The following is a 26,888-nucleotide window of genomic DNA, read 5'->3' as shown; positions in this document are numbered from 1 at the left end:
ACAATGTGAAATTATCAGATCGGCTTCAGCAATTGCTGGAGCAAATTCCGCAAGGAAGCAGATTAGCAGATATCGGTTCCGATCATGCCTTGCTTCCTGTGGCCGCTGTCGAAAGCGGTAAGGCTGTGTTTGCAATTGCAGGTGAAGTAAACCCGGGTCCCTTTGATGCTGCTTGTAAGGGCGTTGCAGAGGCTGGACTAGGGAAGGTGATCTCGGTGCGCCGAGGAGACGGCCTTGAGGTTCTGGAACCTGGTGAAGTCAATTGTATCACGATTGCTGGCATGGGAGGCGCATTAATTGCCGCGATTCTGGACCGGGGTCAAAGCCAAGGTAAGCTAAAAGATGTTACAACCCTTTTGCTTCAGCCGAATGTAGGCGAGGATATTTTGCGCCGCTGGTTATTAAATAATAAATGGGTACTCGTAGCTGAGAGAATTTTGGAAGAAGACGGGAAGCTATATGAAGTATTGACGGCTGTACCAGAAAATACGGACGCTGGAATTACAAATGAAAGTGTATATCGTGAATTAACCTTGGGGGATTCCGCTAAGGTCCTTGGGCAAGAGGCCTTGCTGCAAATGGGACCATGGTTGCTTCAAGCACCAAATGCTGTGTTTTTTGCTAAGTGGCAGGGTGAGATTCAGAAATTGGAAGGCATTTTAACATCGTTGTCACGTTCAGAACTAGAATCTGCTGAGAATAAACGGAAACAGATTCAAGGTCAGATCAGGGAAATTACGGAGGTGCTACAATGTTTGCCAAGGGACAAACAGTAATTCAGTATATGGAGCAACTGGCTCCTAAGCATTTAGCTGAGGATTGGGACAAAATCGGCCTTCAACTGGGCACGCTGCGAAAAGAAATAACTAATGTATTAGTTGCTTTAGATGTGAATGATGAGGTAGTTGAAGAAGCGATTCGTCTAGGCTGCAATTTGATTATTGCGCATCATGCGATTATTTTCCGTCCATTGCAAGGAATCCAGACAGACACACCGGCGGGCAAAATGTATGAAAAATTAATCAAGAATGACATTGCGGTGTACATCAGCCACACGAATCTGGATGTTACCGAAGGTGGAATGAATGATTGGATGGCGGAAGCTCTTGGCATAGAAAACGGAGTACCCATCAAAGACATTCATTCAGAGCAATTATCAAAGCTGGTAGTATTTGTGCCGAAGGATCATCATCAGAAGGTTCTGGATGCTATCCTGAATGCTGGAGCAGGGGCAATTGGCAACTATAGTCATTGCAGCTTCAATATCGAGGGATACGGTACTTTTATTCCAGGAGAAGGCACGGATCCTTATATCGGGGAAAAAGGTAAGATGGAACGTGCCGAGGAAATTCGTATTGAGACGATCGTCCCGCACTCCATCCGCAATGAAGTGGTGCAGGCTATGCTTAAGGCCCATCCTTATGAAGAGGTTGCCTATGATTTGTATTCAATGGATCTTAAAGGCCGCAGCTTAGGACTTGGGCGGGTAGGAAAGCTCAAAGAGCCTACAACCCTTGGACAATTCGTGGAGACGGTAAAAAAAGGTCTGAAGGTAGACCATGTACGGGTTGTTGGTGATTTGGACCGTCCAATTCGTAAAGCCGCTGTTCTCGGTGGCTCGGGTGGAAAGTATTATAACAGTGCTATTTTCCGCGGTGCGGATGTTCTGGTTACTGGGGATCTGGATTATCATACAGTACAGGATGCTGCGCTCGCCGGAATCACTCTGATTGATCCGGGACATAATGCGGAGAAGATCATGAAAGAGAAAGTAGCGGAGTGGATGGCTGGAAAACTGGCCGAGCATAAGTATGATACAGCTGTACATGCTTCGCAGGTGAATACGGAGCCATTTAAGTTCCTATAAAATTGCCATTTAATAATGCTTGTGCCAGACATGTGATGTCTGTATAATATATAATGTTGTTCGGAAAGTTTGACAGACAATCGCCGGTGACGTGAAGACGTCACGGGAGGAAAGTCCGGGCTCCATAAGGCAGGATGCTGGATAACGTCCAGTCGGCGCGAGCTGAAGGATAGTGCCACAGAAATGGACCGCCGATGGCCGCCTTAGGGCGGCACAGGCAAGGATGGAACCGAGGTGTAAGAGACCCCGAGGAACGCTGGTGACTTCGTTCCTGGTAAACCCCATCTGGAGCAAGACCTAATGAGACGCAGCTGAATAAGCAGCCTTAGCCTGAGGCGCGTCTAGGTTGGTCGCTGGAGCTGTGCAGTAATGTATGGCCTAGATAGATGATTGTCGCTTATGGTGGGAGGGTAGTTCCCGATCGAACCACGACGAGCACAGAACCCGGCTTACGGCAAACTTTCCTAACTGCAACGTTATAATAACAACACCATACAAACGGCGACGTATCCCGGTAACCCGGCTACGCCGCCTTTTTTGTTGCAGACAAATGCGGATAAGGCAAATATATAAAGCAGTGAATGCGTGAAAATGCAGGTGTTTAGTAACGTGATATGCAGAAATTGGATTTTTTAAAAGAATTGCTAGCGGCAGATGGGCTGATGACTGGTGGTTGATGAGCTGATTGTTGATGGCTGGTGGCTGGTGGTTGATGAGCTGATGGGCTGATGACTGGTGGTTGATGAGCTGATGGCTGATGGCTGATGGCTGATGGCTGATGGGTTGATGGGCTGATGGGCTGATGAGCTGATATGCTAACGGACCGAGATGCAGCTATTTGTGTATTTTATGCCTTTTTGGAGGAGTTTCGGACTGGAGAGCCGTTATTCGGCATAAACAGGGTGGATATCGGGCGTTTTGAATCCAATAGTGACTATGGAGTCCGATAGCAAACCAAATGAGCGGAATTGATGCAAATAAGAGCGCTGGGGTCCGATACGAACCTCCCGAACTCCCGAACTCAGAACTCCAGAACTCAGAACTCCAGAACTCCAGAACTCCAGAACTCCAGAACTCCAGAACTCCAGAACTCCAGAACTCCATAGTTACTTTGAAGCCAGAATTAGATTAGTAGCTAGCAAACTGTAACAATGCGGAGCTTGGCTAATCTTCTGCGGGAAGATTGGAGTTAGTAGCAAAATATCAATTGTAACCTCTGGCTGTAACTTCGCTGTGAAATCGGGGTTAATTGAGTGGTAGATGTGTTGAGTAACTAGAGGATAATTGGTGATGCGGAAAGCGAAATGTGGGGAATTGGATATATGATGTGCAAAGGGTAGAAACGCGAATGTGAAAATGCGAAATGAGATGTGCAGAAACGCGAATGTGAAAATGCAAAACGAGCTGTGCAGAAACGCCGAATGTGAAAATACGAAATGAGCTGTACAGAGACGCTGAAATGTGGAAATCAGAAATGAGCTGTGTAGACACACAAATGTGGAATTGCGAAATGAGATTTGCAAAAACGCTAAAAGTAGAAATGCGAAAATTTGATTTGCAGAAATGCGTAAAGGTAACATTCTGCAAATGCGCAAAAGTGAAGACGCAGAAATCTGCTCACAAAAAATGGCTTCTCCGTCCAATAAAGGATGGAGAAGCCGTTTTAATTAGCTATCGTGGCTATTGATTATGAGCAGTTATTCACGACCGAACGATGTTTTGATTTTGCTGCCATTGAACCAATGCTTTCTCTAGACGTTGAACAGCAGCAGGAACTAGTTCGGGTGGCGTATGCGTGAAGTTAAGGCGCATTTTGTTTTTGTGAGGCTCCGCTGAATAGAATACCTCTCCGGGTACGAACGCTACTCCGTTTTCCACTGCCAGCGGGAGTAATTCTTTAGTGTTAATCTCTTCAGAAAGGGTAAGCCATAGGAACATGCCGCCTCTTGGCTCGAGGAAATGTGCTCCTTCCCAGTTATGTGATCTGAGCTCCGCGGACAGGAGCTTCATACGCGAATGATACTCTTTTGAGATGAGGCGGATATGCTGTTCAATATCAAAATGCAACAGCAGCTCATCTAAAGCACGCTGGTCGATGGTGCTGGAATGCAGATCGGCTGCTTGCTTTGCCTTGGCGATGGTCTTGATTAGTTCAGAATCGCCGATAATCCAGCCGGTGCGCAGGGCAGGGGCGACGATTTTGGAGAAGGTCCCTGTGTAGACTACACAATGATCCCCGCCGAAGCTTCTATCGATGGAGGCTAATGAGGGTGGATATAGAGTTTTATCTTCATCAAAGGTTATTTCTCCATAGGGATTGTCCTCTAGAATAAGAACACCGTAACGGCGGCAGATTTCAACCACCTTCTCGCGGCGTTCTTTACTCCAGGTTGCTCCAGACGGATTGTTGAAGGTCGGAACTGCGTATAGCAGTTTTGGCCGATGTATCCGAATCTGCTCTTCCAACTGATCCGGCAGAATGCCATGTTCATCATTTGGTATCGAATGAATAGCAGCCCGGTAAGAACCGAGTACCTGTAGTGCTGCCAAATAGGTGGGCGCTTCCACAAAAACTGCATCGCCGGGATCCAGCAATATTTTGCATAACAGATCTATAGCTTGCTGTGAGCCTGTAGTCAATACCATCTCAGAGGCTGTAACCGGGATACCTTGACGGGTAAGCCTTTCAGCGATTTTGTCACGTAGTGGAGTAAAACCCTCAGTAAGCCCATATTGAAGCGCTGAGGTGTCGCTGGAGAGCACGCGATTATAGGCATCACGTACGGCCTCCAAGGGAAACAAATCCTCCCCAGGCAGCCCGCCTGCAAGTGAAATGATGTCATTGCCCTGTGTAACTTTTAGAATCTCCCGAACTGCTGATGACCCTAGATGATTGGCTGCCGTTGAGTATTTGATATCCATAAATTAGTTCTCCACCTTTCGATTTGATGCTATCATAATAGGAGTGCTGTATAACAGTAAAGCGTTGAATATAACAGTGGAGGTGAAGGGTTCATGCATATCGATTTGAATCGCAGCGGCAGTAAAACTCTGCCCCATCAAATCAGTGAAACCCTCAGTCAGCGGATCTCATCAGGACTGCTTCAGCAAGGTGTCCTGCTGCCCTCCGTTAGAAGTCTAGCTATAACATTGAACGTGAGTCAGGTTACAGTAAGCAAGGCTTACGATATGCTTGAGAAACGAGGACTTATTTACTGCAGACAGGGTAAAGGCTGCTTTGTAGCCGATCCAACCCATAATAGACGTCAAGAAGAGGGTTGCTGGCAGGATTTATATGATGATTATTTGCCGCGGGCTCAGCTTTGGCGGAATTTTGATGTTTCGGAAGTGAAATATCCCTTTCATTTAGCCGCCATCCACAGTGAGCTGCTGCCACTTCAAGATATTGGTGATACCTACGCATCCTTGGTCAAAGAGCAACCGGAGCTTATGGCAACCTACGGGAATTTTCAGGGAGATCTTGAGCTGCGGAATGTCATGAGAGAACATTTGAAATCGCGTGGGATTTCGCTAACTTCTTCCGATTTGATGATAACCAGCGGGACCCAGCAAGGCATTGATCTGGTGGCTCGTACATTTGTTGGTCCTGGAGATACAGTCTATCTTGAGGCGCCTAGCTATACTGGTGCTATTGATGTATTTGCGGGACGAGGTGCAGAGATGATTTTTGTACCTACGGATAGTGAAGGGATGCGGGTGGATGTTCTTACAAAAATGTGTGATCAAAGACCCCCAAAGCTAATTTATACCATCCCTACTTTTCAAAATCCAAGCGGCGTAACTATGAGCATCACAAGAAGGCAACGACTGCTGGAATTAGCGCGCAGCTACCGTTGCCTCATTGTTGAGGATGACCCATTTAGTGATTTATATTTCCATGCACCTCCACCTAGGGCGATTAAATCAATGGATCCCGATGGACATGTAGTCTATATGAAAAGCTTTAGCAAAGTACTTGCTCCTGGTTGCCGAATCGCCTGTGTAGCAGCAGAAGGAAATATTCTGTCCCGGCTGATCGCCGCTAAATCTGCGAGTGACCTAGGAAGTCCCTTGCTGACACAGAAGGCTGTATTACCCTTCATCGCTGAAAAATACGACGCCTACGCAGCACAGCTACGAATTACACTGCGTGGTCGTATGGAAAAGGCGGCGAAGCTTCTGAAGCTGTACGCGCCGCCTGGAGTGAACTATATGCTACCAGAGGGAGGACTTAATCTCTGGCTGGAGCTGCCCCCTTCTCCTGATATCGCAAGCCTGCATGACTTGGCGGAACAGGAGAGCATTTCTTTTTTACCCGGTGATGTCTGTTACTCTGCGGAAACGCCTTCCCGCCACATCCGTCTTTGCTATTCTCAAATGAAGGAACCGGAGATGGAGGAAGGGTTGCAGCGGTTTCTTCACTTACTTGGCCGGTTTTTGCAATGACACGGTTAAGGGGTGTTATTTGTTCTTTGTTTTAATTGATTCATTTGCTGGCGTACATGTTGAGGGAAAAGCTGCAATGGGACTTGATTGCCGCTTGCCGCTTGTAGCGTTTTATAAATATCGACCTGACCCCAGCCAAAATATTTATCATGGCCGGAAGTTCCCAGATCCACAGCGTTTTTGGTCATAAGGTCCATAACTTCCTTATTCGTCAGATTAGGATTTAGTGAACGTACCAGACCCGCCAGCGCAGCGACATGGGGACTGGCCATTGACGTGCCGGATAAAGCGGCATATTGACTGTCCGGATAGGTGCTTGCGATGCTTTCTCCGGGTGCAGCGACATCAATATAATCGCCGTAGTTGGAGAAGGAGGCTTTTTCCCCTGAAGCATTTGTAGCAGCCACTGCAATCACTTCGGGATAAGCTGCAGGGTATCCAGGCCGCTCTGTATTATCATTGCCTGCTGCAGACACAAGCACGATGTCCCGGTCATAGGCGTATTTAATCGCATCATGAAGGAACTGAGAGTCGGCATAATTCCCTAAACTTAAGTTAATAACCTTTGCACCATTGTCAGCTGCCCATATGATACCTTCTGCTACGGAATAAGTCGTTCCGGCACCTGAGTTATCTAGCGCTTTTACAGGGAGGATCTTATTGTACCAGCTGATGCCAGCTACACCTTCCCCGTTGTTAACAAGTGCGCCAATGATTCCAGATACATGTGTACCGTGACCTACATCATCCTCGGGTGTGGAACCATTGGTAATGGCATTATAACCAGTTAAAAGCTTACCTTGTAAATCAGGATGATTAATCTGTACTCCCGTATCCACCACGGCCACAACCACTTCTTTGCTGCCTTTGGAAAGATTCCACCCTAGCTCGGTTTCAATCGCCGGGAGGTTCCATTGGTAAGTGGAGAATAACATGTCGTTAGGAGTGACAGTTCCTTCAGCGTTTTTAGTGATGGTATCATTGGTTAAATACATATAGTGAGGTTCCGTATATTCGGGATGCCATTTGTTGGTGAAATAGGATTTGAGCTGATAGTAGGTCATCTTCTCAGAGCGAAAGATATAGGCATATCCCAGCTTGCGTGGCTGCTTGCAGTGGATATCGGCGACTATCGTCTGGAGCTGTCCTTGAGTCGGAGCATTTCCCTGAAAACGGACTACAATTTCATTCTCATAAAAATGGCTGGCATTTTCGTTATCATGGCCTGTCTTGACCGTAATGTCCTTTAAGTTATCGGTATGGACTGATTCAACATGGTATTTGCCTTCCTTAGGATACGGAATGAGACGCAGGTTCTTCAGCTGATGGTCTGCCACACGCCCAAGCACCTTTTGGTTGATAAGTGCAATAATCCCTACATTTTTTTCTTTGTTCCGCTGAGCGATAAAGTAATATTTTTCTTTACCGATTGTAAACGTTGGAGATTCATAGGATTGATGACCGTGGATTGCTGATTTTGCCGTATTGAGATATTTTTGAAGCTGCTTGTTCTCCTGTTCGGTTCCTTTTGGAAAAGATGACTTAAAGGTCTCAGTCTTTTGTGTGCGAAAATCGATCCACATCAGCATGGAGATAAACCCGTGGTCTTGCTGCAATCGTTTCGCATACACTGATTTATCATGAATCGAAGACATCCCGTCTGTTTCAGACAGGAGTTTAGTTAAATGTCTACTGACATCGACTCTATTCAGATGATCTGTCGCCTCCACATCCTGGCCTAAGGAGGTTTTCTTTAATGTTTTTTCCTGAGAGGGATTTGGAGGTGAATGCAAAGCTGAAGTTGGAACCGGATTCTGAACAGCGACTTTAGCGGCATCTCTGGTCGTCCCATTAGTGGCAGGCCGCAGGGCAAAGGTAAGTAACCCAACTGTAAAAGCTGCTGTAACCAAACCTGCAACTGTTAGATTTTTTCGTGACATGATTTCCGCTCCTCTATGCAATGTAATGTCTATAGGTTTAGAAGAGAGCGTATCTTTTATGCATCTTAGAAAAGGATACCTTCCTAACGTTTTTTATGATAATATCAGAGAGAATAAGTATCTCGAATTGTCTTCTTGATTTTGTAAGAGATACCTCATTAGATGTTGTTCTTAATAATTGTTCAGAAGGTTAGACTTCTCTGTGTTCACATCCTGATATTGCAAGAATAAAGAGATACGTCCTTAGGGCGGTTTCTTTCAGAGGATTAACTTTATTGACTACAAGAGCAGGGAATAATAAGGAGGAGCAACCGCTATGTCAGCAGCCAATGTGCAGAAATTATGTGAATCGACGAGAGATAAACTTAAAGTGGTAATCGACAAAATGGAAGTATTTCTAAATGAGCATGCATTGCCTCAGCTTGTAGTTGAGGGAGATGAGGAAACTGTACAATTTTACCAAGGTTTTCTGTCCGATCTTCGTCATCTATTAGTGTTCTCAGAAATGTCATATGAGAAATTAGGCGTTGCGCTGCGTCGTGCGACATTCGATGAATCTTTTGCACAGAAAGCGCTTTATAATGTATATCACTATGGCGTGAACAACTTCTTTTATCCGAAAAATGAAAGCTATTCTGAAGATGGCCGTTACGCGTATACTGGTCAGGATGCAATCCGTTTCCGCAAAAAGCCAGTACGTCCCGCACGTGATATCATCCTAGAAATCACCAAAACGTATGAAGATCTTCGCGATGATCTCATTTATTATGAGAACGACTATTTGACCGAGAAACGTATGCAAAATCAGGTTTAACTTCTAAATAGTGATCTAAAGGGATCAGCACTTTGTCATTTTGTAATGACGATGAGCTGGTCCTTTTTTGCGTGGATTGAAAGCCTGTCTCGATACATCAACTGGAAACCACTCTGTCGAATAGCGGGTAAATGGAGCGGACATAATGAAGCCGAGGTGATAATTATGTCGAGTGAAAAACCATTAGTAAAATGTAGCGTGAGCAATTGTCATTATTGGGGCGAGCATAATTTATGCCGGGCTGAAGAAATTGTCATTGAGATCGATAAGCACGTAGGCAATGGTTATAAGGAAGAATATGCTGAAGAAATGACGAATGAAGGTCACCGCGATCATGCCAGTACATCATCTGCAACATGTTGTCTGACGTTTAAGCCGAACGCTTAGGAGGCCGCCAGAATGGACACAGAAAAGGATAATGAATCAAGCTCATCACGGGAACAATCCGGTCCGAGAAAAGTCATTCTTCGTCCGCGGAGAGTGGACTATCCTCGTCGGGACAGAGAGCATCGCGAAGAATACGCTGCTGAGGTAAATCCGGTTCCAATGCAGGTACGGGATGCCCCGCGTATAGTGGAAGAGCGCAAGGACAGTGAAGCGGAATATAGTGGAAGCCGGGTAATGGGGTATGTTGGACTGGGGATGGGAATCGCCTCATTGTTCATCTGGTCCTTTATTCTCGGACCCATCGCTGCCGTAGTTGGTTATTATTCCTATGTCAAAGAGCAAAAAACGCTTGGGGCATGGGCAATGGGTTTAGGGATTGTTGCGACACTAAGCTACTTCGTGATGATTCCCTTTGCGCGCTAAAAAGAACTGAATGGATTTGATCTAAACAGGCTTTTAGACCTAAATATCAGGGTCTGAAGTCTGTTTTTTCATTCCAACATATAGCAATAATCTCAGATAAAATGTAAGATTAAGCCGTAATTCATCGAAATTTCAACGCGAAACCTTATATATGATTCGAGTAGGACAAAAAAAGGAGTGCGCCAGCATGCAGATCAATCCCGCTGTAACCGACGGGTTAGGGCAGCTTAAATGGATCAACCTTAAGGCTACAAACGAAAAAACTAGCTCCGCGAATGGAAATGAACGGTCAACGGGAGTTTCAGCTTCTGGATTTGCGACAATGCTTCAGGCAATGTCAACGAGTAGTGAAAGTTCAAGCTATTTGACCTCTCTCCCGGATGCAACTTCTGTCAGCAGCTTGTTATGGCAGCAGATAGGTGGGACAACAGAAACCTTCAATAACATAATTTCCGGGGAAATAACGGGTTCCACACCTACAAGCTATGATGATCTCATCCAGAAGGCGAGTGCTAAATATGGCGTGCCGATTGATCTGATCAAAGCAGTGATTGATACTGAATCTTCGTTTAATCCTAATGTGGTCTCTTCGGCAGGGGCTAAAGGTTTAATGCAGCTTATGGATGGCACCGCGAGCGGCTTAGGGGTTACTGATTCGTTCGATCCGGCGCAAAACATTGATGGCGGCGTACGTTATTTATCTTATCAACTGAAACGCTTTGGCGGAGAGGAAAAGATGGCACTTGCAGCGTACAACGCAGGGCCGGGACGGGTAACAGATCTTGGAGTAACCAATGATCAGGAATTATTGGAGAAACTTAGTCTGCTTCCAAAAGAGACACAGTCTTATATCTTCAAAATAGAACGCGCTCGCGCTCAATACGCGGTATAATAAAAAGGATCAAACGGGAAACACCGTTTGATCCTTTTTCGATAATAAGTTCACTCAACGAAGTAAAGGAGACATTTGACATATGCTTTACTGGGATTATGCCGCCGCTACACCGCCCTATGAAGAAGTGGTGCAGACGATGGAACAAATTATGAAGCTGCATTATGCGAACCCTTCCTCTTTGCACCGTGCGGGCAGTGAAGCGGGTAAGCTGATCAGACGGTCGCGTGAAGTATGCGCTGCTGCTTTATCTGTACAACCGCAGGAGATTCTATTTACTTCTGGTGCAACGGAAAGCAATAATTTGGCGATAAAAGGCGCTGCTCTGCAATATCAGTCTAGAGGCCGCCATTTGGTAACTACAGAAATAGAGCATCCCTCTGTATATGAGAGTTTCCTGCAATTGCAGCGAATGGGCTGGGAGGTTACTTTTGTAGCACCCGATAGCACTGGCGTTGTTGATCCTGAGCGCGTAGCTGCTGCTGTCCGGCGCGACACAGTGCTTGTTAGTGTGATGCATGTCAATAACGAGATTGGAACGATACAACCGCTTAAAGAGATGGGTAAGCTGATTAAAGCTGTGAATCCGCGAACCTTATTTCATGTAGATGGTGTTCAGGGATATGGTAAGCTTGCAGTTGATCTAAAGGATTGGCAGGTGGATCTTTATAGCCTGTCTCCTCATAAGCTTCGAGGCCCACGTGGAGTGGGATTACTGTATATCAAAGATGGAATTAAGCTATTCCCATTGCTTACAGGGGGCTCTCATGAAGAAGGACAACGCGCTGGAACTGAAAATGTACCTGCGATTGTCGCATCCTCCAAAGCTATCCGCATGAGTGGTGAGCAGCGCGAAACCTTCGTTGCCCAGTTGGTTCCACTCCGAGATCGATTATTACGCTTCTTGCGCACCGTTCCTGAATTTGTTATAAACAGCAGAGAGGATGGAGCTCCCCATATTGTGCATTTCTCTTACCCTGGCATGAAGGGAGAGGTATTCGCCCGCAAGCTGGAGGAACTGGGGATGGTAGTCTCCACCCGCTCGGCCTGCTCCTCACGACTGGCTGAGCCTAGTCGTGTGTTATTGTCTATGGGTAAAGATGTCTCCAGTGCTTTAGGTGGGATTCGTATTAGCCTTGGCGACAGTCATACAAATGAGGATGTCTCTGCGCTTGAGCAAGCATTAACCACTGCGGTACAAGCTTTAAAGATTGCTGAAGGAGGAATGAAGTAACAAATGAGCATGATGAACAAGGAATCTGCAGAAGGCAGAGCCCATAGTATAGAATACGCTGATATGCTGCTCCTGCGTTTTGGGGAGTTTACTTTAAAGGGCAAAAATCGTACCCGATTTGAAAAAACCGTACTGCGTCATGTGAAGGAATTGATTAAGCCTTATCCAAACGTAGTTCTGAGCAAGGAATTCGGAAGAATTTACGTGGAACTGAACGGGGAATCTGCGATTGAATTGGTACAAGCACTGAAGAATGTCTTTGGCATTGCTTCTGTCAGTCCAGTGAAGGTTTCTAAGTCAGAGCTTGAGGATATTGTAGCGGTAAGCCGTCAATTTTTGGAGATAATCGCGCCTGCTCCGGGCACCAGATTTAAGGTTAATGCTCGGCGGGTATGGAAAGAGTTCCCTTACGGCTCCATTGAGATGAATAAACTGATCGCGACACCACTATTGCAAGGATATCCTGGCCTCACCGTAGACGTTAAATCGCCTGAATTAGAGCTGAGGGTCGAAATTCGTCAGGGACATACTTATATTTTCTGTGAAAATATTGCCGGTGTAGGTGGATTTCCATTAGGCACTAACGGAAAAGCGATGTTATTGCTGTCCGGTGGCATTGATAGTCCCGTAGCAGGCTGGTCATCCATGCGGCGCGGACTTGAAGTGGAGTGCGTGCATTTCTACAGTTATCCTTATACAAGCGAGCTTGCTAGACAAAAGGTTGTGGATCTTGCGCGGGTATTGTCACGTTATGCGGGTGTAATCAAGCTGCATCTGGTACCCTTTACAGAAGTGCAGACTTCCTTTACCGGCATCGGCCAGGATAATCTGATTATTACACTGATGCGGCGGGCAATGCTGAGAATTACTACCCGGCTTGCTGAGCGCGAAGGTGCATTGGCGATTGTAACCGGGGATAGTCTGGGACAAGTCGCTAGCCAGACCTTGCCAAGCATGAACGTGATTGGCCGGGCGACAACCCTCCCCCTTCTGCGTCCGCTGGTAATGATGGACAAAAGTGATATCGTGGACCTGTCGAAGAACATCGGTACCTATGATTTGTCTATCCTTCCTTATGAGGATTGTTGTACTTTATTTGTTCCAAAATCACCTACAACAAATCCGAATTTACGGATTGTGGATAAGATAGAGGCTACGCTTCCGGGATATTCTGAACTTCTGGAAGCAGCGATTGAAGCCACAGAGACCGTGTTAATCACTCCCTATGGAGATGAGAAGCCTAGTGATGTTGTAAGTGTTGAGGCTGGATTACAGGAAGAATGGTTCTAAAATAATAAACCAAAAAACTGCCTTGGAGCGTAGTGAAATCTACGTTCTGAGGCAGTTTTTTTGTGGTTTAGACGATTGTGCCCTCCTGAGGCTCTTCTGGTTTTGATTGGCGTTTCCAATGTCCCGCTGCCAAGATACCTATAATGATCACGATTATAAACAGATATTTGAGCAGCGGATGATGATCAAAAAATGGCGCAAGCTGATGTTCATCCGTCATCATACTTGAAGCAGTAAAACCTAAGACAGCAGAACCAATATAAATGATCCATGGATATTTGTTGATTAATTTAATAAAAAGGGTACTTCCCCACACAACGATGGGGACACTGATCAGCAGTCCTATGATAACCAGTGAGATATTATGCTTGGCAGCTCCGGCAATGGCGATCACATTATCAAGGCCCATGGCAGCATCAGCTAAAATGATTGTACCTACAGCGGACCACAAGCTTTGACCTGCCTTGATATCTGTTGAAGTGTTCTCACTGGTTAACAGCTTATAGGCAATCAGAATGAGTAAAATCCCTCCGGCAAGCAGTAACCAGGGGATTTTCAACAGCCATACGACCAGAATCGTTGCGAAGATCCGCAACACTACAGCGCCTGCTGTTCCAAATACGATAGCCTTTTTTTGCGTGTCGGACGGTAAATTACGCGCTGCAAGTCCGATCACAATGGCATTATCTCCCGCCAGAATAAGATCTAGAAAAATAATGTTGAGCAGCGATAATATAAACTCCCAGATGGATGTATTCAAAGCGAAGTCACTCCCAAGTTTTGTTAGATTGAGCTGCAAAATATGCTTAGTTTTGTATACGCAAAAAAAGGAGCCAACATGCGTTCACGCTCAAAAAAAGTTGGACAGGAAGCATAGCTTGTCATTTCCGAACATACAAGTAGTTACATGTGACTCGGGGAGGTAAGTGCGAATGGATTCATTATTGCTCCTTGGTGAAATATTGATGATCAATCTGGTGCTGAGCGGAGATAATGCAATGGTTATCGCAATGGCCAGCAAGGATCTTTCGGCGAAGCACCGAAAGACTGCGGTATGGTGGGGCTCAGCAGGCGCAGTTGTTCTGCGGTGTTTGCTTACTTTTGTTGCGGTATTGCTATTAAAAATCCCTTATATTCAGGCTGGAGGGGGGATGCTGCTGCTATGGATAGCGTTCAAGCTGCTGTTGGAGGAAGAGGAGGATCTCAGAGTAAGGGAATCATCCTCAGTCTGGAAAGCAATCCGAACGATTCTTGTAGCAGACTTCATTATGAGTCTGGATAATGTACTAGCCATTGCAGGAGTAGCTAAAGGAGATTTGGCTTTAATTGTCATCGGGATTGCCCTTAGCATTCCGATAGTAGTGTGGGGAAGCGGCATCATTGTAGGCTGGCTGCACCGGTTTCCAGTGCTCGTATTTATCGGTGCTTATATATTGGCGTTTACAGCAGGGGATATGTTGCTTCAGGATGCAAAATTAGGGACGATGCTCTCCTTTTTATTCCCCTCCTTACATTCCTTTTTGCCCATTGCCTTAGGCATATTAGTTGTGGTTACGGGAGCAATTAAACGTAGAAAAACATCTGCAGGTTAATAAACTGCAATAAAAGGCAATACTAAACGGACATCTCCATAAATTGGAATTGTCCGTTTTTTTTGCGCGATCAGAAGTGCTTATAGACACTGATTAATCACAGGGAGTGATGGCATTTTGTGTATGTTTCGGATAATATATGAGTAAGAATCCTGTCGCTTTCAGGCTATAAGGTGATGAGGAAATGAGGTAGACGTGAAATTGAAGGGATGGGTGAAGGATGTCTTCAAAGAAAGATATACAGCTAGGAATTTTTATTGTTGCTGCTGGCATCGTGATTTTATTAGGTAAGCTGGGCGTCTTCGGATTTTTGGGCCGCGCGCTTTGGCCTCTAGTGATTTTAATTCCAGGAATAGTGCTGCACATGTTATTTTTCAGCCGTCGTGCTTCGGCCTCGGTATTGGTTCCTGCTGGGATATTAACGGTGTACGGTTTGTTGTTTGGCCTTTGCAATATTTGGGGATGGGGGCTTATGAGTAACTTATGGCCTGTGCTGTTGCTTGGTCTTGCCGTGGGCTTGTATGAATATTCTATCTATGAACCAAGACGGACGGGTGGACTGTCAGCAATTGCTGTAACATTAGGCTTACTAAGCCTTGTACTTTGTATTTTCAGCCTTATGGGCACCGGCGCGATCTACCTGATCGGGATTGTATTAATAGCTGCAGGAATTTGGCTGATTACCGGTCGAGGCAGAGCACGTGGCCGGAATAGATGGTACCGAAGTTAATTGCTGTAGGATCTTGTGAAAAAAAACGGAAATTGGTAACTGTTTTTTCATAAAAAGACTTGCTTTTCATGGTACTTTCACTATAATATTAATGTTATGTTGAAGCGTCGGCTTTCTGCCTGGCGCTTCTTTTGTGAGACTGCCGTGACATGCTATGAATTTTAACAGTTTTAATTTGATAAATGAGAGGATTTGGATACAAATCATGCATTCAAGAAAAGATATTCGCAACATTGCGATCATTGCCCACGTTGACCATGGCAAAACAACACTCGTCGATCAGCTCCTTCAACAATCGGGGATCTTCAGCGCCCATGAGCACTTGCAAGAACGTGCTATGGACTCTAATGATATCGAGCGGGAACGTGGAATTACAATCCTAGCTAAAAATACAGCAATTACTTATAAAGAGTTTTTGATCAACATTGTGGATACACCTGGACATGCTGACTTCGGTGGCGAAGTAGAACGGATCATGAAAATGGTTGACGGTGTATTGCTGGTTGTTGATGCTTATGAAGGCTGCATGCCGCAAACGAAATTCGTTCTGCGTAAAGCATTGGAACAAAAACTTACACCGATCGTTGTCGTGAACAAGATTGACCGTCCAGCTGCTCGTCCTAAGGAAGTTATTGATGAAGTGCTCGATTTGTTCATCGAACTTGAAGCAAATGACGAACAATTGGAATTCCCGGTTGTTTATGCATCTGCTCTTAATGGTACATCAAGCATGGATCCTGAGAAACAAGATGAAACGATGCTTTCGCTCTACGAAACCATCGTTGAACATATTCCAGCTCCAACCGAAAGTGTTGAAGAACCGCTTCAATTCCTCGTAACGTTGATGGATTATAACGAATACTTGGGTCGTATTGCGATTGGACGTGTTAACCGCGGTGTGATCAAACAAGGTCAATCTGTAACAGTTATTATGCGTGATGGTAAGAGCAAAACTGCACGTATCGAGAAATTGTTCGGCTTCCAAGGTTTGAAACGTATTGAAACAGAGCAAGCGGGCGCAGGGGATATCGTTGCTATTGCAGGGATCAAGGACATCAACATTGGTGAGACCATTGCTGATCCTGCAAACCCTGAAGCACTTCCGGTTCTGAAGATTGACGAGCCAACCATGCAAATGACATTCCTAGTGAATAACAGTCCTTTTGCTGGTAAAGAAGGTAAATGGGTAACTTCCCGTAAACTACGTGAGCGTCTCTTTAAAGAACTTGAAACAGATGTGAGCTTGCGTGTGGAAGAAACTGATAGTCCTGATGCATTTATCGTTTCTGGACGCGGTGAGCTTCACCTTGGTATTCTGATCGAGAATATGCGTCGTGAAGGTTATGAAATGCAAGTTTCTAAACCACAAGTAATCATTAAAGAAATCGACGGTGTCAAAATGGAGCCGCTTGAGCGTCTAATGATTGATATTCCAGAAGAAAGCATGGGCTCTGTTATGGAGAGTCTGGGTACTCGTAAAGCCGAAATGGTCAATATGATTAACAACGGTACGGGTCAAGTACGTCTGGAGTTCCTGATTCCTGCACGTGGTTTGATTGGTTACAACACTTACTTCTTGACTTTGACACGCGGTTACGGCGTTATGAACCATGCTTTTGACAGCTACGCTCCACTGGTTGCTGGTCAAGTTGGCGGACGTCATCAAGGTGTGCTTGTAGCAAGTGAGACTGGATCAACAACACAATACGGAATCGTGGGTGTTGAGGATCGTGGTATTCTCTTCTTGGATGCAGGTACAGAAATTTATGAAGGTATGATCGTAGGCGAGCATACCCGTGATAACGATATTATCGTTAACATCTGTAAAGAAAAAGCACTTACCAACATGCGTACCTCAGGTAAAGATGATACTGTAAAAATGAAGACACCACGCACTTTCTCTTTGGAAGGCGCACTTGAATATTTGAACGATGATGAATATTGTGAAATTACACCTAAATCCATTCGTTTGCGTAAAAAGATTCTGAACAAAGGCGAACGCGAACGTGTAGAGAAACAACGTAAAACAGCACAAGCCAACGCGTAAACACATGCTTTTGAATAAGACCGCCGGATTATTGCATCCGGCGGCTTTTTTTAATATAAGAAACAAAAAATTCCCCTACTGATGATATAATGTAAACGTATCTTAAATTTGGGAGGAGTGCGGTTATCTATGCAGGTGTGGTTCGCTGAGCATCCAATCGTCGCTTATATTGTTATCTTTATATTGCTTACTTTTGTTTATAATCAAGTCTTTCGTGTGAATCAAAAGTTATCGATTGGCAAGGAAATCATGCTCTACATAATGATGGCGATTGGCTCTGGCATGCTCCTCATTTTCCAACATGATAAGCTTCCGATTATCCAATGTCTGTTGGTTGCTGTCGGATTAATGCTGATGGTACGGATACGTTATATAGTAGAAGCTCGACAGAAGAGAAAGGCCGCAGCAGCAGCGAAGAGATCGTAATCGCAACTTTTGTACCTTAAGGATCGTCTAATTAATGTAGCAATTCTAATTCTAAATGAAATGAAAAGGACTTTATTCTATTATGAGTACAAGAAACAGCGGTTTACCTCCAAGAGCAAACGGGCAACAACCTACTAATAGAAAACAGCCTGTGAAGGGTGTTTCTAAGAAAAAAACGAAAAAGAAAGTGAAAAAGAGAGGTTTTTTTGGCAGATTAGTTAGAGTATTGTTAACTTTGCTAATTATTGCGATCCTCGGCGTGCTGGGTTATGGCGGTTATCTGTATTGGAAGCTTGAGCATGGCGTATTTAATGCAGGGGTTGAGGGTACGGTTGCTCCAGGGCAATCCGCTTCAGAAAAGCCACTGACGATGCTTATACTGGGAACGGATAACAGACCTAAACACGAGTCTTATTTGACTGACGTAATCATGGTTGCAGCACTTAATCCTAAGACCAAATCAGCGACCATAGTTTCGCTTCCTCGTGATACCTATGTGGAGCTAAGCGGCTATAAGAAAACGAAGATTAATGAATTTTATGCTCGCTTCAAGGGTAAGGAGAAATCCTCCGGTCTACTGGCTGAAGACGAGATGAAGACGATGATGGGTAAGTATTTGGACATTGATGTAGATTATACAACGATTCTTGATTTTCAGGGCTTCCGGGATGTGGTGGACGAGCTTGGGGGAGTCGAAGTAAATATTAGTGAAAATATGTGTTATACAGACACTGTGGACGGCACGAATATCAATCTGAAAAAGGGTCCGGCAGAGCTGGATGGAAAAAATGCATTGGACTATGTGCGGTATCGTAAATCCAATTGCAAGCCTAAGACTAACGCTTCAGATGATTTTGATCGCAACAAACGCCAGAACGAAGTCCTGAACAGTCTGGTGGATCAGATGCAATCGCTTGGTGGCGTATTGAAAATCGGCAAGGTGCTTGATGCAGTGGACAGTAACATGAAGACAGATATCGAAAATTCGCAAATCAAAGATATGATTGCGACGTATTGGAAGATTTCCAAAGAGAATATCGAATTCAAGCCGGTTACTGGAACGTGGCGAAGTCCATATGTATATATTAATGATGAGGAGTTGGAGGCCGCTAAGAAAAGCTTGCAGGATCGAATTGCAGGAATTTCCACTGGAGCTGATTCGACAACTGCTGAGGCGCCTTGAGGACCTTAATATCTTCCATAGCTAAAATTGAATGCAAGTTTCAGCCTGTGCTATAATATAATAAATCGAATGAATTAACGTCGCATAGGGGGCCAGTACTTATGTCCGAAGCCGTTGCTCAGCTGAATGAAACTTTGCTATCGATGCTGCAATCGGAAACCTTTGTTCTTCTAAACACAGTTGATGCGGAGACAGGCGGTCCAACATCCACAGCTATTTCGTGGCTTTATGCTGTTAGTCCTAGTACTGTGCGTTTGGCTATTGATCATCGTTCAAGACTTGTGAATAATATGAAGGTTAATCCATTAATAACTATAACTGTGTTTGGTGAAGGAACTGTTTATGCCATAAACGGTAGTGCTGCTGTAAGGCAGGACCCGCTAGAGGATGTTCCCTTTAAGATGTGCTGTTTTGATGTTGAAATTAAAGCGGTCCGCAACGCGCTTTTTTACGGCGCGCAGCTTGACTCCGCCCCAAGATATGCGAAAGTTTATGATGGACGTGCCGCTGAGAAGTTGGACGGACAAGTATTTGCTGCCATGAAAAAAGCCTAGTGAAAATATCACTGGGCTTTTTTTGAATTCTAAGGACTTCTTTTGTCCTTTATCCACTACTGTGCATTTCTTTGCGGCTTGGTATCCTCTGGCAGCTGTGGCATGATTCGTCCGATAATATCAGCCAGCTCGGATGAGAATCCGGAAATCGGATGTCCCTTGGAGATATGGCGGCTCATTTCCGCTAATCTGCTGGAGAGATCCATATCCGCTGTGACAAGCGCCCGTACACTTCTTGGGTCTTTGCGGATAGCTTCTGCTACAGAATATTTGATGCTTCCTACACGTGAGCGGCCTAGAGAACCTTCTACATCAAGACCAACAATGGCAACTTTGTTCATGACTACACAGTGTGCGCCATTTACACCGGGAACTCTTTTGGCCAACTGTTCAAAATGATCCTTAAGTGCAATTTCATTTTCTCCATTAACATTGACGGCTTGACCAGCTTTTGAGGTGGCTTTAGGATTAGTCGCACCATCATTGGACAATTGCCGAACCTCATGGTTCCCCGTACCCTTTACAGCATTCGCAGATTGTTTATTCTGAGGAGAGGGTGATGTCTTTTTATTAGCGATACCGCAGCTTGTCAGTAGCAGCAGTACCAGCAACAGACATATTGATTTTCTCATATGTGATTACTCCTTTCAGCCAATGAATCGTTTCTGTACCTTATCTTTTCCCTTGGCGGAAAGAGTTATGTATGATCAATCAAACCAGGCGCTGTGGAGGGGATAATATGAACAAGATATTTGTGCTAGATACCAACGTGCTTTTGCACGACCCCAAATCAATTTTCTCTTTCAAGGAGCATGAGGTGGTTATTCCGGCTGTTGTGCTGGAAGAAATCGACTCCAAGAAGCGCAATGCTGACGAAATCGGTCGGAATGCCCGTACGGTATCCCGATTGCTCGATGGACTCCGGGAACTAGGTCATCTGCATAGCGGTGTGGAACTGGAGCATGGAGGCAAGCTGAAGGTAGAACTTAACCATCGCAGTTTTGTGAAGGTACAGGAAATGTTTGGTGAGGTGTCTAACGACAATCGGATTTTGGCTGTTGCGCTCAATTATTTGAATGAAGAGAATGAGAAGCCTGATCCGCGTCCCGTTGTGCTTGTGAGCAAGGATGTACTGGTTCGTATTAAAGCGGATGTACTTGGAATTACGCCAGAGGATTATTTGTCAGATCGTACTGGAGACTTAAATGAACTATACACTGGTTACCAATCTCTGCAGGTGCATCCCGCATTGATTGATGAATATTATAGTCACCGCTCTCTGACGGTAAAACAGCTCGCGTTGTCGTATCCGTTGTACCCTCATGAATTTGTGATTCTCAAGGATGAGATTGGCACTGGCAAATCAGCTCTTCTAAAAGTGAATAGTGATGCCACACGTCTGGAGCCACTCTATCTGGGCAATGATTCGGTTTGGGGGATCAGCGCCCGTAATGCTCAACAACGAATGGCACTGGAGCTGCTGCTAAATGATGAAATCCCGCTCGTAACGATCACGGGTAAGGCTGGGACAGGGAAGACGTTATTGGCGCTTGCAGCCGGACTATTCAAAGTGGAGGATGAACATAAATACAAAAAATTGCTTATCGCCCGTCCGGTTGTTCCTATGGGTAAGGACATTGGTTACTTGCCCGGTGAGAAGGATGAGAAGCTTAGACCCTGGATGCAGCCTATTTATGATAATCTGGAATTCCTGTTCGATACCAAAAAAGCTGGCGATATCGATAAAATCTTAATGGGGTTAGGCAGTATACAGGTAGAAGCCTTAACCTATATTCGCGGCCGTTCAATCCCATCACAGTTCATTATTATTGATGAGGCGCAGAACCTTTCCCGTCATGAGGTGAAGACCATTGTCTCCAGAGCGGGAGAAGGAAGTAAAGTCATTCTAATGGGCGATCCGGAGCAAATCGATCATCCATATCTGGATGCTGCGAGCAACGGACTGAGCTATATCGTCGAGAAGTTTAAGCAGCAAGGGATTAGCGGACATATTACTTTGGAAAAAGGTGAACGTTCCCGCTTGGCGCAATTGGCCGCGGATCTACTCTAGCCGTTCATGAATCCAATTTTCAGCCGGGAGAAGCAAACACTCCCGGCTTTTTCCTGCCCGCCCGGAAACGGCAGAGGAATTTAGGAGGTTTTAGAGCGTTTCACCCATATAATAGAAAGAGAACGGTTTCACAAACTAAAGACAAGCACCGGAGGGTTTGGTAAAATAGGGGAGACCAATCAAAAGGGAAGGTGGGAAATCGTGCTGAAACGCAAAAATTATTGGCTGCTTTTTGCAATTTTACTACTATCGCTGACAAGCCTGTCGCCCAGTATGGAATTGAGTACCAGTAACGATCCACGTCCTATGAAAAGACCGCAAAGTCAGTCGACCAATCCCTCTTCCGGAGATGAGGGAACTATAGATAGCTTACATATAAGAGTATCGTTAAATAGCGAAGAATTTAGTGAACTGGAGCTCCTTAGCAACCGTTATACCTTAGAAAGTGGAGTAAAGGTTATTTTAAGCAATGTGGATATTGAGGATGCCGATGAGGTATTGAAGCATGATTTAACGATCGGGGACAGCCCGGATATAGTCATGGCAGATGGACGAAGCATACTGGACTGGGCCACACGTGGATATTTATTGCCGATGGATGTGTATCAGAGCGTTCCGGGGAGTGCACCGTTAACACAGTTGATCCCCTTGATGCAGTGGAATGGATATAATTGGGGAGTCCCGTTAGATATAGATCCTTACGTGCTCGTTTATTCCCCACAACGGCTGGCGGAGCTGGGTTTTAATGCATTACCCAAAAGCCTCGAAGAGTGGAATATCCTGCTTCAGAATGTGCTTAAAGAGCAAGGAAAATATTTACTCGCGATGGATACCCGTAATCCTTATGGATTGTCAGCGGTAATGGAGAGCATGAATAGCAGCTTGTTAGCAGATAACCAAGAAGTGTTGAATTGGACTCAGAACGCCCGCAGTTATTTTTATCTCACCAGCCGCTACAATAAAGATGTCTGGGATATGCTACAAGGAGGTAGTGTCGCGGTTGCTTCTTTACCGTTATCCGAGTGGCAGAAGCATGGTAATTCATCCCTTGCTGCTGTTCCGGCGCTGACTGCCAATAACGGAGGTGGGTTTGAATCCTGTTACAGTCGATCTTTTGCCCTTCCAGCTCAATCTCAAAGTCCAAAGGAAGCTGTGAATTGGCTGACTTTTATCACCTCAGAGGATGCTCAGTTGGATTGGTTGGAGAATACGGGGAGCTTGCCGGCGCTTGATGTTCTTTATCGTTCGGAGCATGCTTTTAAATACAAACTTCCTTTCGATGTTGAGCTATTGCTGACAGAAGAAACCGCCCCGGAGGATGAGTCACAGGGCGGCTGGAGTAAGGTTGTTGAAGCTGTATCATTACTATTAACAGGGCAGATAGATGCGGAAGGCTACAAAGAATATCTAAAAGAAGGCCTAAAATGAAATGGAAAGCTTAACATGCAAGACGCCCTCTTGGCTATCTACTGCCGTGGCACGAAGGAAAGATACTATTTTTCCAGGATAAAAGCCTAAGTCAAATTCTTCTTCCAACGTTTTTCTTGTCGTGTCAGGCAATTCAAGACCATTAAATACAATATGATCGACTTGGAATATAAGGCCGTTGATCGGTTCTTCCTGAATGGTGTAGTGACCGGTCAGTGAAAGAGCTAGCGCTCCGCTTTTTCCAGTGGCAGTAATTGAACCGTCATTGAAATGAAAGGCGAAGTCTTTAAACAGCGAATTCTGTGATTGCAAAAATTCATTCAAATCCTCTTCCTTCAGGTTTAGCTCATAAGTCATTCCCTTTCGAGTCAGTACACCCTCTCGATTCTGAACAAACTGTGGTAGTTTATTCATTGCGGAGGATAACGCCTTGAAATATGTTTTTACCTCGTGCAGGCCGATATTCTCCCAATATAATGTGAATTCTTTAAGTAGAGTACTCATATTTTCAGGATCGCTGCTATTTTTAATCCCACCCTCAATTTCCTTGTTGAGCGCGTTTACCCGAACTTGCTGTTCCTCCAGAGCCGTGCGCAGCCGGGCGAGCTCTTCCGAGTTTCGCTTCGCAGTCTGAATGGTATCCTTCAAATCCTTATATTGTTCTTCATATTGTGAGAGAATATCGCGGTCATTCCCAATAATAATCTCATAATAATCGAACAGAGCCAGGAATCTGCTGATACTTTTTGCTGAAAAAAACGCGACCAGAAGATTATCTCTATCCCCCATATAATAAGAACGCACAACTGCACCTGCCCGTTCCTGTTGGTCCGCAATGGCTGTTTTTTTCTGGGTAGCTTGTCTGTTCAAGCTTTCTACCTTTTGTTCAAGCGCTTTTTGTTCGGCTGTAATCTTGATGATTTCACGTTCAATTTCTGCAGAAGACAAGGTCTGTTCAAGTAGTTTACGGGTTTCTTCATTATCTGGTATAGCAGAGTTGAAAAAATCACCGCTAGGATCGGCAGACAAGTACTTCACAGGTTGTAACGGAAACAAAGTACAGCAGAAGAGAATTAGTATGGTTGCAATCATGCGGCTTTGTAAATTGCGGGAGCGCACCACACCACCACCTTTTTTTGAAATGATATATGTATGTACTAATAATATGTTTAACCCTTCTAAAATAGCATACAAACAAAAAAACGGAAGTGATCCTTATAAGATAAGGACCTCATCCGCTCCAAAAGAGTACTGCAATTTATAGTGGAAGACCCATTTGAAAGATCGTCCAATAACTAAATCCGGTGAAAGTCAGAATCATGTATGCCCAGAAGAGAAGAACATAAGTTTTTTCAGTAAATTTCATATAGCCAAGTATTACGAAAAATGCTGTTTGCAAAAAGAAAAGCAAGGCCATTTCTGTTAGACCTCCGGCGAAAGCCATCAATCCAATAGCTAATGTGAAAAAACCTAATACCCGAAACATGCGGTCCAAGAGAGAGTCCCCCTTCCAGTATGTATCTCACGAATATTCCTTCGATTTATTATACCCTCAACATAATTATGTGTAAACGAATTCATTGAAAAAAATGCACTAATCTTCAAAAAATGTGATTTTTATAATTGACCTGAGTGATTAGCGCTTTAAAAAAGAGAATTTATAGTTTTATGCGTATGATGTACGCAGATAATGGAAATACAAATTAGTATCAAATAGATTCTATGAACTCTATGAGAAGCATAGAAATGGAGTAAGCAGCTTTTATCCCTATTCACTACCCGGCAGAACTGCCGGTTATGGAGATGGTTATTTCATGACGTTGTTAGGAGGTTTGGCTTTATGACAGCCGTTAGACAGGACGCTTGGAGTGCAGAAGATGATCTAATATTGGCAGAAGTAACTTTGCGACACATTCGGGAGGGCAGCACACAGCTTGCCGCTTTTGAAGAGGTGGGTGAAAAAATCGGCAGAACTTCGGCCGCTTGCGGATTCCGCTGGAACAGTTGTGTTCGGAAAAGTTATGAAGGTGCAATCGGTATTGCTAAAGGGCAGCGTCAAAAGCGTAGCTACCTGAAAAAGCAGCCGTCAGTAAGAGGAGCGCAAGTAGCTGGTCTGATTCTGGGTGATGTCGATGAGGAATTTGGGCGCGGTGAGGGATTAAGTGAAAACACATTATCCATTGATGCGGTCATTCGTTTCTTAAGACAATGGAAGGGTACGATCCAGGAAGCAGGACGTCAGCTGAAAATGCTGGAAAGAGATCTGCGCGAGAAGGAAGATGAATTAACAGAATTACGATCTGAGAATGAGCGGTTGTCTAAAGAGGTTAATCTTGCTCAAAGCGACTACCGGGTAGTCAACGATGATTACAAAGCTTTAATTCAGATTATGGATCGTGCTCGCAGGCTTGCTTTCTTAAATGAAGAAGAAGAAGAAATGAAGACTCGTTTCAAAATGGATGGTAACGGAAATTTAGAACGCATTGAATAAACGATAGGTTAACTAACAATCCCGCAAGTGGTCTGCTTTTTAAGCACCACTTGCGGGGTTTTTGGTATACTTAGAAAAATTGTGCTTAAGATCAGCAGGAGGGTTATATGAAAATTGATATAATTGGTGCAGGTTCACTCGGGCTGCTGCTGGCAGGGAGATTGATCCAAGCCGGGAATGATGTGAGACTGTGGTGCCGAGGGGTAGAACAATGCCAACGATTAGGGCGTGATGGCTTAACGGTTACCTACGAGGATGAACGCGAGCCGATAACAATTTCGGAAGATCAGTTTGTATCCGCGCCAATAGGGGAGTTCGCTGGTGCTTATCTAGAAGAGCCGAGTGATTGGATCGTGGTGACGGTTAAACAGAATACTCTACATAATGATTTGCCTGAATTTCTATCCCTACTTAAGGAAGAGCAAGTACATATGATATGTTTTCAGAATGGTACAGGACATATGGAGATGTTGGGGGGCTTGTTGCCGGACGCCAATTTATATGTAGCTGTGACTACGGAGGCTGCGAAGCGCAAATCATTAACTGAGGTCATTCATGCAGGAGCAGGGGAGGTGTGGATAGGAAAATGGAGCTCAGGGGATGGACAAGCTCATAGCATACATAATGATTTAAAAGCGAATAATTTAATAGAAGTTCTCATAATGGCAGGATTCGCAGCCTTTTTGTCGAATGAAGTGGATACCATGATTTACCGGAAGCTCTTGATCAATGCCGTTATTAATCCACTCACGGCGATTTGGCGTATTCCAAATGGGAAGCTGCTGTCTTCAGAGCAACGCCTCCAATTAATGAAGGAAGTTTTTGAAGAAGCAACAATGGTGTATGATTTCTGTGAAATTACTTATGATAAGGATGCTTGGGATAACATCCTTCAGGTGTGCCGGTTAACGTCTGGCAATATTTCATCTATGCTGGCAGATGTACTTGCTTCAAGAACCACAGAAATTCGTTGGATCAATGGAAGTCTTGTAGAAATGGCAGAACGATCTGGAGTGTCGGCACCATTAAATCGCTGGCTCTGCCAATTAGTAGAAGGTATTGGGGTATGATCT

25 protein-coding genes and 1 other RNA gene are annotated in these 26,888 nt (G+C 44.8%); 20 read left to right on the top strand and 6 right to left on the bottom strand.

What is annotated here, in order from left to right:
* The first annotated feature begins 5 nt into the window (after nucleotides 1–5).
* The 3 genes from MKZ16_RS24590 (at nucleotide 6) to rnpB (ending at nucleotide 2,334) form a co-directional block, all read left to right on the top strand.
* Complete coding sequence (locus tag MKZ16_RS24590) at nucleotides 6–776, top strand: class I SAM-dependent methyltransferase (RefSeq protein WP_076098591.1); 771 nt, start codon at nucleotides 6–8, stop codon at nucleotides 774–776.
* Nucleotides 752–1,867: a Nif3-like dinuclear metal center hexameric protein gene (locus tag MKZ16_RS24585; protein WP_076103768.1), complete on the top strand. Its 1,116-nt coding sequence runs from the start codon at nucleotides 752–754 to the stop codon at nucleotides 1,865–1,867. Before MKZ16_RS24590 ends, MKZ16_RS24585 begins: the two co-directional genes overlap by 25 nt.
* A 64-nt stretch (nucleotides 1,868–1,931) precedes the next feature.
* Nucleotides 1,932–2,334, top strand: an RNA gene (rnpB, locus tag MKZ16_RS24580) — RNase P RNA component class A.
* A gap of 1,234 nt (nucleotides 2,335–3,568) precedes the next feature.
* Here the strand turns inward: rnpB and MKZ16_RS24575 are convergent.
* Entirely contained in the window at nucleotides 3,569–4,789 is a 1,221-nt protein-coding gene (locus MKZ16_RS24575; protein WP_076103770.1) for a PLP-dependent aminotransferase family protein, read from the bottom strand.
* A 93-nt stretch (nucleotides 4,790–4,882) separates the two neighbouring features.
* Between MKZ16_RS24575 and MKZ16_RS24570 the strand changes: the two genes are divergently transcribed.
* Nucleotides 4,883–6,313, top strand: a complete 1,431-nt coding sequence (locus MKZ16_RS24570; protein WP_076103772.1) for a PLP-dependent aminotransferase family protein — start codon at nucleotides 4,883–4,885, stop codon at nucleotides 6,311–6,313.
* Between the two features lie 5 nt (nucleotides 6,314–6,318).
* On the opposite strand, the gene MKZ16_RS24565 is transcribed toward MKZ16_RS24570, so the two are convergent.
* Nucleotides 6,319–8,253 (bottom strand): S8 family peptidase, encoded by a 1,935-nt coding sequence (locus MKZ16_RS24565; protein ID WP_076103774.1) that lies wholly within the window; start codon nucleotides 8,251–8,253, stop codon nucleotides 6,319–6,321.
* Nucleotides 8,254–8,569: 316 nt separating this feature from the next.
* On the opposite strand from MKZ16_RS24565, the gene MKZ16_RS24560 reads away from it, so the two are divergent.
* The 6 genes from MKZ16_RS24560 (at nucleotide 8,570) to thiI (ending at nucleotide 13,293) form a co-directional block, all read left to right on the top strand.
* Nucleotides 8,570–9,067 carry a YpuI family protein gene (locus tag MKZ16_RS24560; RefSeq protein WP_036683764.1) on the top strand — a complete coding sequence of 166 codons (498 nt, stop codon included), beginning with the start codon at nucleotides 8,570–8,572 and terminating at the stop codon, nucleotides 9,065–9,067.
* 165 nt (nucleotides 9,068–9,232) lie between these two features.
* Complete coding sequence (locus MKZ16_RS24555) at nucleotides 9,233–9,454, top strand: DUF1540 domain-containing protein (protein WP_036683762.1); 222 nt, start codon at nucleotides 9,233–9,235, stop codon at nucleotides 9,452–9,454.
* 12 nt (nucleotides 9,455–9,466) lie between these two features.
* Nucleotides 9,467–9,877, top strand: coding sequence for a hypothetical protein (locus MKZ16_RS24550; protein ID WP_038572882.1), 411 nt, complete (start codon nucleotides 9,467–9,469; stop codon nucleotides 9,875–9,877).
* 187 nt (nucleotides 9,878–10,064) lie between these two features.
* Complete coding sequence (locus MKZ16_RS24545; protein WP_076103776.1) at nucleotides 10,065–10,769, top strand: lytic transglycosylase domain-containing protein; 705 nt, start codon at nucleotides 10,065–10,067, stop codon at nucleotides 10,767–10,769.
* 82 nt (nucleotides 10,770–10,851) lie between these two features.
* Complete coding sequence (locus tag MKZ16_RS24540) at nucleotides 10,852–12,003, top strand: cysteine desulfurase family protein (protein ID WP_076103777.1); 1,152 nt, start codon at nucleotides 10,852–10,854, stop codon at nucleotides 12,001–12,003.
* A 9-nt stretch (nucleotides 12,004–12,012) separates the two neighbouring features.
* Complete coding sequence (gene thiI, locus MKZ16_RS24535; protein ID WP_235219500.1) at nucleotides 12,013–13,293, top strand: tRNA uracil 4-sulfurtransferase ThiI; 1,281 nt, start codon at nucleotides 12,013–12,015, stop codon at nucleotides 13,291–13,293.
* 67 nt (nucleotides 13,294–13,360) lie between these two features.
* Here thiI and MKZ16_RS24530 read toward each other — a convergent pair whose 3' ends face one another.
* Nucleotides 13,361–14,053 (bottom strand): TerC family protein, encoded by a 693-nt coding sequence (locus tag MKZ16_RS24530; RefSeq protein WP_076098540.1) that lies wholly within the window; start codon nucleotides 14,051–14,053, stop codon nucleotides 13,361–13,363.
* 172 nt (nucleotides 14,054–14,225) lie between these two features.
* Between MKZ16_RS24530 and MKZ16_RS24525 the strand changes: the two genes are divergently transcribed.
* The 6 genes from MKZ16_RS24525 to MKZ16_RS24500 all read left to right on the top strand — a co-directional run bounded on the left by MKZ16_RS24525 (nucleotide 14,226) and on the right by MKZ16_RS24500 (nucleotide 19,825).
* Nucleotides 14,226–14,885: a TerC family protein gene (locus MKZ16_RS24525; protein WP_036683728.1), complete on the top strand. Its 660-nt coding sequence runs from the start codon at nucleotides 14,226–14,228 to the stop codon at nucleotides 14,883–14,885.
* Between the two features lie 220 nt (nucleotides 14,886–15,105).
* On the top strand, nucleotides 15,106–15,615 hold the full coding sequence (locus tag MKZ16_RS24520; protein WP_076103779.1) for a hypothetical protein: 510 nt from the start codon (nucleotides 15,106–15,108) through the stop codon (nucleotides 15,613–15,615).
* A gap of 205 nt (nucleotides 15,616–15,820) precedes the next feature.
* Entirely contained in the window at nucleotides 15,821–17,662 is a 1,842-nt protein-coding gene (typA, locus tag MKZ16_RS24515; protein WP_036683723.1) for a translational GTPase TypA, read from the top strand.
* A gap of 129 nt (nucleotides 17,663–17,791) precedes the next feature.
* Complete coding sequence (locus MKZ16_RS24510) at nucleotides 17,792–18,088, top strand: YlaH-like family protein (protein WP_036683721.1); 297 nt, start codon at nucleotides 17,792–17,794, stop codon at nucleotides 18,086–18,088.
* An 82-nt stretch (nucleotides 18,089–18,170) separates the two neighbouring features.
* Entirely contained in the window at nucleotides 18,171–19,271 is a 1,101-nt protein-coding gene (locus MKZ16_RS24505; protein WP_036683718.1) for an LCP family protein, read from the top strand.
* 101 nt (nucleotides 19,272–19,372) lie between these two features.
* Nucleotides 19,373–19,825, top strand: a complete 453-nt coding sequence (locus MKZ16_RS24500) for a pyridoxamine 5'-phosphate oxidase family protein (protein WP_036683715.1) — start codon at nucleotides 19,373–19,375, stop codon at nucleotides 19,823–19,825.
* 56 nt (nucleotides 19,826–19,881) lie between these two features.
* Here the strand turns inward: MKZ16_RS24500 and MKZ16_RS24495 are convergent, their stop codons facing one another.
* The gene (locus MKZ16_RS24495; RefSeq protein WP_036683713.1) at nucleotides 19,882–20,457 is read right to left on the bottom strand and encodes a YhcN/YlaJ family sporulation lipoprotein; all 576 of its coding nucleotides are present in this window, start codon (nucleotides 20,455–20,457) and stop codon (nucleotides 19,882–19,884) included.
* Between the two features lie 107 nt (nucleotides 20,458–20,564).
* On the opposite strand from MKZ16_RS24495, the gene MKZ16_RS24490 reads away from it, so the two are divergent.
* Both MKZ16_RS24490 and MKZ16_RS24485 read left to right on the top strand, forming a co-directional pair.
* A complete protein-coding gene (locus MKZ16_RS24490; RefSeq protein ID WP_076103780.1) occupies nucleotides 20,565–21,896 on the top strand; it encodes a PhoH family protein in 1,332 nt (443 codons plus the stop codon).
* A gap of 201 nt (nucleotides 21,897–22,097) precedes the next feature.
* Nucleotides 22,098–23,324 carry an extracellular solute-binding protein gene (locus tag MKZ16_RS24485; RefSeq protein ID WP_036683707.1) on the top strand — a complete coding sequence of 409 codons (1,227 nt, stop codon included), beginning with the start codon at nucleotides 22,098–22,100 and terminating at the stop codon, nucleotides 23,322–23,324.
* Here MKZ16_RS24485 and MKZ16_RS24480 read toward each other — a convergent pair.
* Complete coding sequence (locus MKZ16_RS24480; RefSeq protein ID WP_036683942.1) at nucleotides 23,316–24,416, bottom strand: hypothetical protein; 1,101 nt, start codon at nucleotides 24,414–24,416, stop codon at nucleotides 23,316–23,318. The genes MKZ16_RS24485 and MKZ16_RS24480 overlap by 9 nt on opposite strands.
* A 166-nt stretch (nucleotides 24,417–24,582) precedes the next feature.
* Nucleotides 24,583–24,819: a DUF2626 family protein gene (locus MKZ16_RS24475; protein WP_036683705.1), complete on the bottom strand. Its 237-nt coding sequence runs from the start codon at nucleotides 24,817–24,819 to the stop codon at nucleotides 24,583–24,585.
* Nucleotides 24,820–25,164: 345 nt separating this feature from the next.
* Between MKZ16_RS24475 and MKZ16_RS24470 the strand changes: the two genes are divergently transcribed.
* Both MKZ16_RS24470 and MKZ16_RS24465 read left to right on the top strand, forming a co-directional pair.
* Nucleotides 25,165–25,815: an RsfA family transcriptional regulator gene (locus MKZ16_RS24470; RefSeq protein ID WP_036683702.1), complete on the top strand. Its 651-nt coding sequence runs from the start codon at nucleotides 25,165–25,167 to the stop codon at nucleotides 25,813–25,815.
* A 107-nt stretch (nucleotides 25,816–25,922) separates the two neighbouring features.
* On the top strand, nucleotides 25,923–26,885 hold the full coding sequence (locus MKZ16_RS24465; RefSeq protein ID WP_036683699.1) for a 2-dehydropantoate 2-reductase: 963 nt from the start codon (nucleotides 25,923–25,925) through the stop codon (nucleotides 26,883–26,885).
* Nucleotides 26,886–26,888: the final 3 nt, after the last annotated feature.

The organism is Paenibacillus sp. FSL R5-0928, assembly GCF_037970385.1.
GTDB lineage: Bacteria > Bacillota > Bacilli > Paenibacillales > Paenibacillaceae > Paenibacillus_AQ > Paenibacillus_AQ odorifer.
The sequence above is the reverse complement of the archived record's forward strand: the minus strand, read 5'-3'. Positions and strand labels throughout refer to the sequence as shown.